Here is an 11,671-nt window from a genome sequence, read left to right as displayed (position 1 = left end):
ACGCAACATCACCCAGCCCGGGTGTGTCACCACCACCGAGACACAAACCGCGTCACATCACCCAAGACTGAACAACCGGGTAACCCGGTCAGAGGTGCCCTTCACTCATTTCTCGACCTCTCGCGGGGCTACGGGGGTCAGGAGCGGAAGGCGGAGAGGCCGGTTAGGGCTTGGCCGATGGTTAGGGCGTGCATTTCGCTGGTGCCTTCGTAGGTCAGCACCGACTCCAGGTTCGTCATGTGCCGGATCACCGGGTATTCCAGCGAAATCCCGTTGGCGCCCAGGATGGTTCGCGCGGTCCGCGCCACCTCCAGCGCTCCGCGCACGTTGTCGAGCTTGCCGAAGCTCACCTGCTGCGGGATCAGCTCACCCGCGTCCTTGCGCTTGCCGAGGTGCAGCGACAGCAATCGTCCATTTTGGACCCTGATGGCCATGTCGGCGAGTTTGGCCTGGGTGAGCTGGAAACCGCCGATCGGCCGACCGAACTGCTCGCGGGTGGTCGCGTAGTCCAGCGCGGTCTCCAGGCAGTTCCGCGCGGCACCGACCGCGCCCCACACGATGCCGTAGCGCGCCTCGTTGAGGCAGGACAGCGGCCCGCGCAGGCCGGTGACCTCCGGCAGCACCGCATCAGCGGGCAGCCGGACGTCGTCGAGCACCAGCTCGCTGGTCACCGAGGCGCGCAAGGACAGCTTGTGCTTGATCTCCGGCGCGGCGAAGCCCGGCGTGTCGGTCGGGACGACGAAACCGCGCACCCCTTCGTCGGTTTGCGCCCACACCACGGCGACCGACGCGATCGAACCGTTGGTGATCCACATCTTGCGCCCGTTGAGCACCCAGTCGGAGCCATCGCGGCGCGCGGCAGTGCGCATCGAGGCGGGGTCGGAGCCGTGGTCCGGCTCGGTCAGGCCGAAGCAGCCGAGCGCCTCACCCGCGGCCATCTGCGGCAGCCAGTGCTGCTTCTGCTCCTCGGAACCCCAGCGCCAGATGGCGAACATCGCCAGCGAGCCCTGCACCGAGACCAGCGAGCGCAACCCGGAGTCGCAGGCTTCCAGTTCCTCGCAGGCGATCCCGTAGTCCACTGCGGACAGTCCCGCGCAACCGTAGCCCTCCAGGTGCATGCCGAGCACACCGAGCTTGCCCAGCTCCCGCGCCACCTCCCGGGCCTGCGGGAATTCGCCGCGCTCGAACCACTCCGCGACGTGCGGCCGCACGTGGTCCCGGCACAGCGCGCGCACACTGTCGCGGATCGCGAGCTGCTCCGGGCTGAATTCGGCGTCGATCCCCAGCGGATCGCGCGGGTCGAACGCGGGACGTTTCGCACCGGCACCCATCACGAGTTCCTCCTTGCCACGATGGGGGAAAGTTGTTGCTCGGCATCCTCAAGCCAGGCGAGCACTTCCTTGGTGTGCTCGCCGAGCCTCGGCGGCGCGGTCACCTCGGCGCTGCCGTGGTCCGAGAAGTCGATGGGCATGCGCACCTGCATGGCCGCACCCCCGCCGGGATCGACCATCGGCCGCAAACCCAGCGACTCGGCGTAGTGCACCGCCCGCGAGAGGTCGTTGACCTGACCGCATGCGATGCCCACGCGTTGCAGGCGCTGCTGCCAGTCCGCCGCGGTCCGCGCACCGAGCACGTTTTCCAGTTGCCGCGCCAGTTCCTCGCGGTTGGCGACCCGCTGCGCGTTCGTCGCGAACCGCGGATCGTCGGCCAACGCGACGAGTCCGAGCGCTTCGCCCAGCTTGCGGAACTGCCCGTCGTTGCCGATCGCCACGGCCAGGAAGGCGTCCTCGCAGCGCAGGGCCTCGTACGGGGCGATGCTCGGGTGCCGGTTGCCCATCCGCCGTGGCGCGATACCGGTGGTCAGCAGGCTGCTCATCTGGTTGACCAGCGATGCCAACAGGCTGGACAGCAGGTTCACCTCGACGTGCTGGCCGCGGCCGGTGAGTTCGCGGTGCCGCAGCGCGGCCATGATGCCCAGCGCCGCATCCTTGCCGGTGAGCACGTCCACCACGGCCACCCCGACCTTGGTCGGTGGACCGTCCGGCTCACCGGTGATGCTCATCAGCCCGCCGAGCGCCTGCACCACGAAGTCGTAACCAGGCAGGTCGGCGCCGTCCTTGCTGCCGAACCCGGATATCGAGGTGTAGATCAGCCGCGGGTTGATCTCCCGCGCGCTGTCGTAGTCCAGCCCGTAGCGGGCCAGCGAGCCGGACCGGAAGTTCTCCACCAGGACGTCGGCGCGGCGGATCAGCTCGCGGGCGGACTCCTGGTCCTGCGGGTCGCCGAGGTCGAGGGTGATGCTGCGCTTGCCGCGGTTGACCGACTCGAAGTAGGAGGAGCTGTGCTCGGTCCACGGTGGCCCCCAGGAACGCGTGTCGTCCCCGCCACCGGGCCGCTCCACCTTGATCACGGTCGCGCCGAGATCGGCCAACAGCATGGTCGCGTAGGGGCCCGCCAGGACCCGGCTGAAGTCCGCGACGACCACGCCATCCATCGGCAGCGTCTGCATGCACCCACCTTCCTGCCCGGCGAGTCGGGGCAGCTGAGCAACGTCCCGATCTACCAGTGGCTTGCATCACGGTGATTTTGGATCCAATATACAGTGGTGCGACCAAGGGTCAAGACGCTGGGGAGCCGTAGATGCGACGACCACCCACCACCCAGGAGTTCGTCCTCGACGAACTCCGCAAGTCCATCGTGTCCGGCGAACTGGCACCGGGTCAGCCGATCCGGCAGGACACCATCGCCCAACGCCTGGGCGTGAGCCGGGTTCCGCTGCGCGAGGCGCTGAAGACGCTGGAGGCCGAGGGGCAGGTGATCTACCAGCCGCACCGGGGCTACTCGGTGGCCGAGCTGTCGCTGAGCGATCTGCTGGAGGTCTACCGGATGCGCGAACTGCTGGAGTCGGAGGCCGCCAGGGTGGCCAACGAGCGGTTCACCGATGCCGACCTGACGAGGATCACCGACGCCCAGCTGGACGTCGAAAAGGCCGCCGACAGCGGCGATCTGGTCGCCATGATCGCGGCCAACCGGCGCTTCCACTTCGCACTGCTGGAGCCGTCCGGGATGCCGCGCCTGCTGCGCGTCGTGCGCACTCTCTGGGATGCCACCGACGCCTACCGCGCGGTCTACTACAACTCCGACGCCAACCGCGAGCGCGTCCGCCACGAACACGACTCGATCGTCGCCGCAGCCGCGGATCGCCGGGCCGACGAATTGGTCCGACTGCTCGACGAGCACCGGCAGCACGCGGTGCAGGCACTGCGCGGCACCATCGTGTCCGAAGTGGACTGATCAGGCTCGGAGCAGGATGGCCGCAGCCTTGCGCGCCTGCCGCACCGCACCGCTGATGTCGGCTGACGCCGCCACCGTCGCACCCTCGTAGAGCAGCAGGGCGCTGTCCGCGAAGTCCTCGGGGTTGGCGATCTCCGCTGCTGCGGCGAGCTTTTCGAAGTACTCGCGCATCCACCGCTTCTGCCCGATGATCACGTCGCGGGCGGGGTGCGTCGGTTCCGGTATCTCCGCCAGCGCGTTGACGAATCCGCAGCCCCGGAAGTCCTCGCGCGCCATCCACGCTTCGAGCGCGTCGAAGACCGCCAGCAGTTCCTCGCGCGGCGCGGTCGCGTGCTCGGCGACCCACCGCTTCAGCCACGCCCGCCAGCGCTGGTCCCGTTCGACCAGGTACGCCGTGACGAGCTGGTCCTTCGAACCGAAGCACGCGTACAAGGTCTTCTTGGTGACCCCGGCTTCGGCGGCGATCGCCTCGACCCCGACGGCGTGGATGCCCTGTCGGTAGAACAGGTCGGCCGCCACGTCGAGCACCCGCCGCCCAGCAGGCGTCAGCTTCTCCAGCAACTCCCCGGCTTGTGCCACGCCGTGAGTATACCGACCGGTGGGTTGACCTGAGGCCGACCTAGTGGTTCAGTTGTAACCACACCGGTCGGTATACCTCACAGGACCACGGCCGACCTCAGAACGGAGGGTTCCCAAATGCGCGCTGTGCTGCTCACCGGCTTCGGCGGACCGGAGAAGCTGGAGTACCGGGAAGACGTGCCCGAGCCGCAGGCCGGACCGGGCGAAGTCCGCATCCGGATCGCCGCGACGGCGATCAACAACACCGACATCTGGACGCGCGAGGGTGCCTACGGCTCGCCCGAGGACCCGACGGCGAGCGCGGGTTGGCGTCGGGAGCCGCTGGAGTTCCCACGCATCCAGGGCGCCGACGTGGTCGGCCGCATCGACCGGGTCGGCGCGGACGTGCCCGAATCGCGGCTGGGTGAGCGGGTGATAGTCGACCCGATGCTCTACTCCGGCGGCGAACGCGAACTGGTCGACACGGCATACCTGGGTAGCGAGCGGGACGGCGGCTTCGCCGAGTTCACGACCGTGCCCGCGCAGAACGCCCACCCGATCGACAGCGCGCTGACCGACGCGGAGCTGGCCACCTTCCCCACCGCCTACACGACCGCCATGCGCATGCTGAACCGAGCGGGGGTCCGCGATGGCGAGACAGTCGTGGTCACCGGCGCATCCGGCGGAGTCGGTTCCGCGCTGATCCAGCTCGCGACGCTGCGCGGAGCCCGCGCGGTAGCGGTCACGGCCGGGGCGAAGCGGGAGCGAGCGCTGGAACTGGGTGCGTACGCGACGGTGGATCGCAGCTCGGATGACTTGAACTCGGCGGTGCGGGCGACGGTCGGCGCCGTCGATGTCGTCGCCGATGTGGTGGCCGGTCCGAACTTCCCCGCGCTGCTGCGGATGGTGGGCCCACTCGGTCGTTACGTCGTCGCGGGTGGCATCGCCGGTCCGCTGGTGGAGACGGATCTGCGCACGGTCTACCTCCGACAGCTGCAGCTGATCGGTTCGTCGTTCGGCACCCACGAGGACTTCGCCCTGCTCCGGCAGCACATCGCGCGCGGCGAGCTGACACCGCTGCTGGCCGAGACGTATCCGCTGCACGAGCTTCCCGAAGCCCAGAAAGCCTTCGGCGCCAAGGACTTCTTCGGCAAGATCGTCATCACCCTGGCGGACCGGGCATGATCCTGGACCGACACATGATCGTCGACGCGGTCCGGCTGGCCTACCGGCACACCACCGGACGCACCGGCGAAATGCTGGTGTTCCTGCACGGCACGCCGTCGCATTCCTACATCTGGCGCGAGGTGATCGGCGCTGTCGAAGCCGCGGGCCACGGCGTGCTCGCCTACGACCTGCTCGGCTACGGCGCCTCCGAACGCCCGCCGAACCGCGACACCTCGGTCACCGCCCAAGCCGATCTGCTGGGAGAAGTGCTGGCACAGCGGGAGATCTCGCACTGCACGCTGATCGCGCACGACATCGGCGGGGCGGTGGCGCAGATCTTCGCCACCCGACACCCGGAGCGGATCGACCGCCTGATGCTGATCGACTCGGTCAGCTACGACTCCTGGCCCTCGGCCACCTGGCAGCAGATCATCCGGGACCACCTCGACGCCTACAACGCCACGCCGCAACGCGATTTCGAGGCCATGCTGACCCGCCAGCTCACCATGACGGTCGCGGATCCGACCCGGATGTCCGGCGGAACCCTCGAAGCCTACCTAGCGCCGCACCGAACGCCCCTGGGCCGAGCATCGTTCTTCGAACACCAGGTCCGCCACTACAACTCGACCCCGACGCAACGAACGGCGCCGTTGCTGAAAACCCTGACGATGCCAACCCGAATCGTCTGGGGAGCCGAAGACCGCTGGCAACCGGTCAGCTACGCGAAACGCCTGGCCGAGGACATCCCGAACGCGGAGCTGTCGATCATCCCCGATGCGGGCCACTTCCCCATGGAGGACAACCCAACCCGAGTCATCGCCGAGATCCAGACCCTGATCGGATGAAAGGTGAAGGGCACCTTTCACCAAGTAAGTTGGTAAAAGGTGCCCTTCACCCAACGCTCGAACGGGTGCGGAGCGATCAGCTGTAGGTGAAGAAGCCCTTGCCGGACTTCTTGCCCTTCTGGCCCGCTTCAAGCATTCGTTGCAGCAGTGGCGGGGCTGCGTAGGTTGGTTCCGCGTACTCCGCGTACATCGAGTCCGCGATCGCTTTCAGGGTATCCAGGCCGACCAGGTCGGCCAGGCGCAGCGGCCCCATCGGGTGGGCGCAGCCCAGGACCATGCCCTTGTCGATGTCCTCGGCGGTGGCGAAGCCGCTCTCCAGCATCCGGATCGCCGACAGCAAGTACGGCACCAGCAGCGCGTTGACCACGAAGCCCGAGCGGTCCTTGGCCAGGATGGTCTCCTTGCCCAGCTGCTCGGTTGCGAACTCCGCGGCCCGCTGCACCGTTTCTTCGGCGGTCAGCAGCGACGGCACCAGTTCGACGAGCTTGAGCACCGGGACCGGGTTGAAGAAGTGCACGCCGAGCACCTGCTTCGGGCGTTTGGTGGCAGCGGCGATCTTGGCGATCGGGATGGACGAGGTGTTCGACGCCAGGATCGCCGCCGGGTCGACCAGCTTGTCCAGCTCGGCGAACAGCTTGAGCTTCTGCTCCTCGTTCTCGGCGATCGCCTCGACGACCATTTCCCGGTCGTCGAGGTCGGCGAGCGTCGTGGTGAAGTGCAACCGGGACTGCGCCTCGTCGCGTTCGGCCTCGTTGATCTTGCCGTTCTGCACCGCGCGGTTGAGCGACTTCCACAGCTTGTTGCGACCGGCGCGGGCGACCGCGTCGTTGACCTCGCACACGATCACGTCAATACCGGCTCTGGCGCTGACTTCAGCGATGCCGCCGCCCATCTGCCCGCCACCGACGACTCCCAGGCGTTCGATCTTCGTCACCGCACCGATCCTTCCGCTCCCGGCTGCGCCACCACGCGATCATCGTCGGCCAGATCATGCCAGGGACCGCGGTTGCCGACCGGTGAACAGTGCCCCAGGACACGTCGATCACACGGCCGGGCGCGAGCGGGGCGCCGCGGCGGGGGGCCGGACTACATGCCCCCGGCCCGGCCCCGCCCGGCCGGATCCCCCGATCCGGCCCTGACCCCCGAAGCTCGTTCAGGTTACCGCACGATCCGTGCACGACCGCATGCGCTCCGCAGTCAGCCCGGCTGGCAGGTCGGGCACCACAGCGTGCTGCGCCCGCCGACGCGGGCCCGGCGCAGCGCCGTCGAGCACCGCGGGCACCGCCGGTCCGGCTCGTCGCGGTGCCCGGTCAGCCACGACGCCCCGTCCGGAATCCGGCCCGCGCGCACCGACTCCCGCAGCATCGTGCGCATTTCCCGGTGCAGCTGATCGAGTTCGTCGGCAGTCAGCTCCGTTGTGCTCCGGTGCGGTGGGATTCGCGCCCGCCAGAGGATTTCGTCGGCGCTGAGGTTGCCGAGTCCGGCGAGGACGGACTGGTCCATCAGGGCTGGTTTGAGGCGGCGGCGGGTGCGGGTGAGCCGCTTGCCGAATTCGGCCGCCTCGATCTGCTGCGCGTCCGGGCCGAGTTCGGCGAGCAGGTCATCTACCTCCTCCTGCTCCCGGGCGAGGTGGATACCGGTCAGCTTCCGCATGTCCCGGTAGCGGAGTTCGCCGGTGGCGAAGTCGAACACGACCCGGTCGTGCTGGTGCAGCTCGGCGTCGTGCGGACACCACTGGAGGCTGCCGGTCATCCCGAAGTGCAACAGCACGACCGGCAGCGCCGCCGCGGCGTTCGCAGCGCCCGTGGTCGGCATCAGCAACCACTTGCCGTGCCGTTGCGGTTCGGCGAAGTACCGGCGCCGCACCGCGCGTTGGAACGAGTCGCTGCTAATACCGCGCAACACTTGCTCGTCGTGCACGCGCACGTCGCGCACCTGGTGGTTGGTCGCCTGCCGCGCGACTCGGCGGAATCCTTCGACATCCGGTAGTTCGGGCATGTCTTCCGGCTACCCGCCGACGCCGCCGGCACTCCCCCAGCGCGGCAGGTCCCGCCTGGCTCGCCGACAATGAGCGACCATGAGCGAGATCGTTCCGCCCCTGCGCCGCCGGATGGTCGCGCGCGACCCGGCCGAGGCACACCGGGTGGCCACGCCGTTGGAGCTGCTGTTCGACCTGTGCTTCGTCGCCGCCGTCGGGCAGGCCGCGGTGCAGTTGCACCACGGGGTCTCCGAAGGGCACATCGGCGCCACCAGCATCGGTTACCTCATGGTGTTCTTCGCGATCTGGTGGGCGTGGATGAACTTCACCTGGTTCGCCTCCGCTTACGACACCGACGACGTGGCCTACCGCGCGTTGGCCTTGTTGCAGATGGCCGGGGTACTGGTGCTCGCTTCTGGGGTGCCCAGCGCGTTCCACGACTACGACTTCACCATCGTGACCGTCGGCTACGTGGTGATGCGGGTGGCGATGATCGCCCAATGGCTGCGGGCCTCGCGCGAGCACCCCGAGGGGCGGGCTCCCGCGCTGCGCTACGCGGGCGCTATCGCGGTGGTGCAGGTCGGCTGGGTGGCCCGGCTGGCGCTGCCCCATCCCTGGGCGGAGTTCGGGTTCGTGGTGCTGGTGGTGGCCGAGCTCGCGGTCCCGGCGTTCGCCGAATCCCACCGGCAGACGACCTGGCATCCGCACCACATCGCCGAGCGCTACGGGTTGTTCACGATCATCGTGCTGGGCGAGGTGGTGCTCGCGGCGACCGCCGCGATCCAGGAGGACGTCGCAGATGGCGGCGGCTGGTCGGCGCAGCTGCTGGAACTCAGCATCGGTGGATTGTTGATGATCTTCTCGATGTGGTGGCTGTACTTCAAGCACTCGGCAGTTGAGCTCCTACGCGACCTGCGCCTCCCGTTGGTTTGGGGTTACGGCCACTACCTGGTGTTCGCCGGGGTCGCGGCCGTCGGTGCGGGACTGGAAGTCGCAATCGACAGCAACGCGCACAAGGCGCACCTGGGCACCGTCGGAGCGGCCCTCGCCGTCGCGATTCCGCTGGTCGTCTACCTGTTGACGACCGGCCTCCTGCACTCCCGGATGGCCGATGCGGGCGTCGGGACCACGATGGCGACGGTCGCGGGCTCCGTGCTGCTGGTACTGACCGCGCTGCTGGCGGATCTGCTCACCATCTCCTTCACCGTGCTGGTGATGGGAATTCTGATGGCACTGCTGCTGACCACCGGACTCGTCATCCAGCACGCAGGCCGCCGACCCGCCGAGCACTTGCCGTCCTGATGTCCGGATTTCCCCCTGCTGGCGGGGAATCCGGATCAGTGCACCGGTGTGAGAGCCGACTGCGCGGCGTCGGTGAGCTCCTGCCGAGCCTTGGCGTAGCCGAGGGAACTGGGTTGGCTGGAAAGCAGCGCCATCACGAAGCGCTGCGCCTGCTGGTCCGTGATCCCCGCGCTGTGCAACGTGATTTTGCCCTGCTGGCAGCACATCCAGCCGGACTTCACCGCACCGGACGGAAAAACCCGCAGCCCGAACGCCTGGTCGAAACCGTCGGTCGCCCGAGCCGGTGCGGCGGCGAGGCTCGCCACGATGAAATCCCGGTCCTCCGCGGACAACTCCGTCAGCACGTAGTCGTAGAGCCGGACGATGTCGCGTGCGGACACCAGGGTTTCGCCCCACCGCGAGGAGTTCCGCGGCGTGCGGGTGTCCTCAAGTCCGACCACCCTCGCGACCCTGGTCACCGCGCCCGGACCGTCGAACATGCTCCACAGCGCGTTCATCGCCTCGTCGTCGCTCGGTCCGAGCGCCCGCCGGAGCCAGCCCCGGACCTGGTCGTTCACCCGGAGTCCGGTGTGCGCCCGCTGCAACACGTCCACCGCGACGATGAGCTTGGAAAGCGAGGCGGAGTACAGCGGCTTCGACGCCTCCCGACCGAGGGAGAGCTCCCCGGTAGCCCGGTCGAGCACAGCGACACCGATCGTCGTTCCACTGTGGTCATCCGCCCATTGCTCGACCGCGGAAACCATCGCCGCCGCCTGTCCGGTCGGCTCCGGCTTCGGAACCGGTGCCGCGGCCGCGGTCGCGGTCGGCAACGGCGCCGCCATCGTCGAATCGGTTCGCACTGTCACGACGTCTGGTTGCGTACAACCGGCCACCACCAGCGCCAGGGCGATGACCAGCAGCGCTAATCGTCCAGCCGCCACGTGCCGACGTGGCGGGCTCGACTCCGCCTTCCGGTCGGACACCTCTACCCCGATCGCCGTGCCCGTCGACGGACTGCCCTCAGCTACCCGTGAGCGGTTGTGGTCAAACCGGTATCGGACGGCGCGGTGGTGTGCATACCCTTTGGGCCCCGAGTCCTTGGAGGAGCCAGCATGCGAGAAGGCGACACGGTGGCGGACTTCGTGCTGCCCGACCAGCACGGCACCGAACGCAAGCTGTCCGACCTGCTGTCCGACGGCCCGGTGGTGCTGTTCTTCTACCCGGCGGCGATGTCCAGCGGCTGCACCGCGGAAGCCTGCCACTTCCGCGACCTGTCCGCCGAGTTCGCCGAGCTCGGCGCCCAGCCGGTCGGCATCAGCGCGGACCCGGTGGCCAAGCAGGGGAAGTTCGCCGGATCGCACGACTTCTCCTTCCCTCTGCTGTCCGACTTCGAAGGCATGGTCGCACGCCAGTTCGGTGTCAAACGGCGTTTTGGTCCGATTCCGGTGAAACGACACACGTTCGTCATCGACCAGCAGTGCCGAGTGCTCGCGGTGATCCGCAACGAGTTCCGGATGGCAGTACACGCCGACACCGCGTTGAGCGTGCTCAGAGAACGCGCGGACTGACTTGCGCTGCGGTGCGGTGGAGTCAGCAGGTGGCCGGGTGCACGAGCTCAAAGACGAGCTCATAAGAGGGCACGCGAATTGGGCAGCCAGGGTGGTCGTCAGGCAAGCGGCGTGAGCCGCTTCCTCCCACCCTCGCAGCTGGCACCGCCGCGGGTTCTCAGGGGCTTTCTCGCGGAAGACAGCCCCGACGTGGTCGGACATACATGATGTCGGGGATCCTGGAGACGAGAAAGCCTCTGAGGTTCCGCCACGCAAGACGAGCCGCGCACCCTCTAAGCAGAACTCATAGCGCGACTCCCCCACGAGCCAGCGGGGCCCGCCAGCCGTAGCGCAGGGCTAGCAGCCGGACGACGATCGCGAGCAGTGCCGCGAGCGCGCTCGTGATCGGCGTCAGCACGCCCGCCACCGCCATGATCGAGACCAGCGCGCTGCCGAGCAGCGCGGGCACCGCGTAGATCTCGCTCTTCGGGTGCAGCAGCGCCGGGATCTCACCGGCCAGCAAGTCCCGGATCGCGCCACCGCCGATCGCGGTCGCCGCACCGAGCGCCACGGCCGGTAGCGGGTGCATCCCGAAGTTGAGCGCCTTGATGCTGCCCGCCACGCAGAACACGCCCAGCCCGACCGCGTCGAAGACCAGCACGAACCGCCGGATGCGGGCCAGCCGGGGATGCCAGAAGAACACCACCGCCGCGGCGATGAGCGGGGTGATGAAGTACGCGATGTTGGTGAACGCCACCGGCGGCACCGCGCCGATCACCAGGTCCCGGAACAGCCCACCGCCCAGCGCGGTCGCCTCGGCCAGCACGGCGATGCCGACCGCGTCGAAGCGCTTGCGAACGGCGAGCAGCGCACCGGAGAGCGCGAAGGCGAAGATCCCGATGAGATCCAGGACCTCCTGCACGAGCGGATTCACGATTGCGGTTACCACCGCTGCATTCTCGTGAGTGCACGACCGGGCTCCAACCCGGCTACGCACTCAC

Annotated in this window: 12 protein-coding genes; 5 read left to right on the top strand and 7 right to left on the bottom strand. The window is 68.4% G+C overall.

The genetic code is table 11. From position 1 onward, the window contains the following. Positions 1-137: 137 nt before the first annotated feature. Positions 138-1,331 carry an acyl-CoA dehydrogenase family protein gene (locus tag MOQ72_RS20920; RefSeq protein WP_242185664.1) on the bottom strand — a complete coding sequence of 398 codons (1,194 nt, stop codon included), beginning with the start codon at positions 1,329-1,331 and terminating at the stop codon, positions 138-140. Further along, a complete protein-coding gene (locus MOQ72_RS20915) occupies positions 1,331-2,509 on the bottom strand; it encodes a CaiB/BaiF CoA transferase family protein (RefSeq protein ID WP_242185662.1) in 1,179 nt (392 codons plus the stop codon). The genes MOQ72_RS20920 and MOQ72_RS20915 overlap by 1 nt, the downstream gene beginning before the upstream one ends. A 131-nt stretch (positions 2,510-2,640) precedes the next feature. On the opposite strand from MOQ72_RS20915, the gene MOQ72_RS20910 reads away from it, so the two are divergent. After that, positions 2,641-3,294, top strand: a complete 654-nt coding sequence (locus MOQ72_RS20910; protein WP_242185659.1) for a GntR family transcriptional regulator — start codon at positions 2,641-2,643, stop codon at positions 3,292-3,294. On the opposite strand, the gene MOQ72_RS20905 is transcribed toward MOQ72_RS20910, so the two are convergent. Beyond that, positions 3,295-3,873, bottom strand: a complete 579-nt coding sequence (locus tag MOQ72_RS20905; RefSeq protein ID WP_242185658.1) for a TetR/AcrR family transcriptional regulator — start codon at positions 3,871-3,873, stop codon at positions 3,295-3,297. A 117-nt stretch (positions 3,874-3,990) separates the two neighbouring features. Here MOQ72_RS20905 and MOQ72_RS20900 point away from each other — a divergent pair, with 117 nt between their 5' ends. Both MOQ72_RS20900 and MOQ72_RS20895 read left to right on the top strand, forming a co-directional pair. Next, positions 3,991-5,037: an alcohol dehydrogenase family protein gene (locus MOQ72_RS20900; RefSeq protein ID WP_242185656.1), complete on the top strand. Its 1,047-nt coding sequence runs from the start codon at positions 3,991-3,993 to the stop codon at positions 5,035-5,037. Then, positions 5,034-5,864, top strand: a complete 831-nt coding sequence (locus MOQ72_RS20895; protein ID WP_242185654.1) for an alpha/beta fold hydrolase — start codon at positions 5,034-5,036, stop codon at positions 5,862-5,864. Before MOQ72_RS20900 ends, MOQ72_RS20895 begins: the two co-directional genes overlap by 4 nt. A gap of 76 nt (positions 5,865-5,940) precedes the next feature. Here the strand turns inward: MOQ72_RS20895 and MOQ72_RS20890 are convergent, their stop codons facing one another. Beyond that, complete coding sequence (locus tag MOQ72_RS20890) at positions 5,941-6,798, bottom strand: 3-hydroxybutyryl-CoA dehydrogenase (RefSeq protein ID WP_308197921.1); 858 nt, start codon at positions 6,796-6,798, stop codon at positions 5,941-5,943. Between the two features lie 263 nt (positions 6,799-7,061). After that, positions 7,062-7,862, bottom strand: coding sequence for an Fpg/Nei family DNA glycosylase (locus tag MOQ72_RS20885; RefSeq protein ID WP_242185653.1), 801 nt, complete (start codon positions 7,860-7,862; stop codon positions 7,062-7,064). 79 nt (positions 7,863-7,941) lie between these two features. Between MOQ72_RS20885 and MOQ72_RS20880 the strand changes: the two genes are divergently transcribed. Further along, positions 7,942-9,144, top strand: a complete 1,203-nt coding sequence (locus tag MOQ72_RS20880) for a low temperature requirement protein A (protein WP_242185651.1) — start codon at positions 7,942-7,944, stop codon at positions 9,142-9,144. Between the two features lie 35 nt (positions 9,145-9,179). On the opposite strand, the gene MOQ72_RS20875 is transcribed toward MOQ72_RS20880, so the two are convergent. Beyond that, positions 9,180-10,106, bottom strand: coding sequence for a serine hydrolase (locus MOQ72_RS20875; protein WP_242185648.1), 927 nt, complete (start codon positions 10,104-10,106; stop codon positions 9,180-9,182). A 129-nt stretch (positions 10,107-10,235) separates the two neighbouring features. Between MOQ72_RS20875 and MOQ72_RS20870 the strand changes: the two genes are divergently transcribed. Beyond that, positions 10,236-10,691 carry a peroxiredoxin gene (locus MOQ72_RS20870; RefSeq protein WP_242185647.1) on the top strand — a complete coding sequence of 152 codons (456 nt, stop codon included), beginning with the start codon at positions 10,236-10,238 and terminating at the stop codon, positions 10,689-10,691. Between the two features lie 283 nt (positions 10,692-10,974). Here MOQ72_RS20870 and MOQ72_RS20865 read toward each other — a convergent pair whose 3' ends face one another. Next, the gene (locus MOQ72_RS20865; RefSeq protein WP_242185646.1) at positions 10,975-11,619 is read right to left on the bottom strand and encodes a trimeric intracellular cation channel family protein; all 645 of its coding nucleotides are present in this window, start codon (positions 11,617-11,619) and stop codon (positions 10,975-10,977) included. Positions 11,620-11,671: the final 52 nt, after the last annotated feature.

This window comes from Saccharopolyspora soli (assembly GCF_022678645.1).
In the GTDB taxonomy this organism is placed as follows: domain Bacteria; phylum Actinomycetota; class Actinomycetes; order Mycobacteriales; family Pseudonocardiaceae; genus Saccharopolyspora; species Saccharopolyspora soli.
Note: the sequence above shows the minus strand (reverse complement) of the source record. Positions and strands in the feature narration are given on the sequence as shown.

Bases quoted from the DNA above. Each gene is read 5' to 3' on its own strand.
- MOQ72_RS20920 (WP_242185664.1), bottom strand. From the start codon at position 1,331: ATGGGTGCCGGTGCGAAACGTCCCGCGTTCGACCCGCGCGATCCGCTG.
- MOQ72_RS20915 (WP_242185662.1), bottom strand. From the start codon at position 2,509: ATGCAGACGCTGCCGATGGATGGCGTGGTCGTCGCGGACTTCAGCCGG.
- MOQ72_RS20910 (WP_242185659.1), top strand. From the start codon at position 2,641: ATGCGACGACCACCCACCACCCAGGAGTTCGTCCTCGACGAACTCCGC.
- MOQ72_RS20900 (WP_242185656.1), top strand. From the start codon at position 3,991: ATGCGCGCTGTGCTGCTCACCGGCTTCGGCGGACCGGAGAAGCTGGAG.
- MOQ72_RS20895 (WP_242185654.1), top strand. From the start codon at position 5,034: ATGATCCTGGACCGACACATGATCGTCGACGCGGTCCGGCTGGCCTAC.
- MOQ72_RS20885 (WP_242185653.1), bottom strand. From the start codon at position 7,862: ATGCCCGAACTACCGGATGTCGAAGGATTCCGCCGAGTCGCGCGGCAG.
- MOQ72_RS20880 (WP_242185651.1), top strand. From the start codon at position 7,942: ATGAGCGAGATCGTTCCGCCCCTGCGCCGCCGGATGGTCGCGCGCGAC.
- MOQ72_RS20870 (WP_242185647.1), top strand. From the start codon at position 10,236: ATGCGAGAAGGCGACACGGTGGCGGACTTCGTGCTGCCCGACCAGCAC.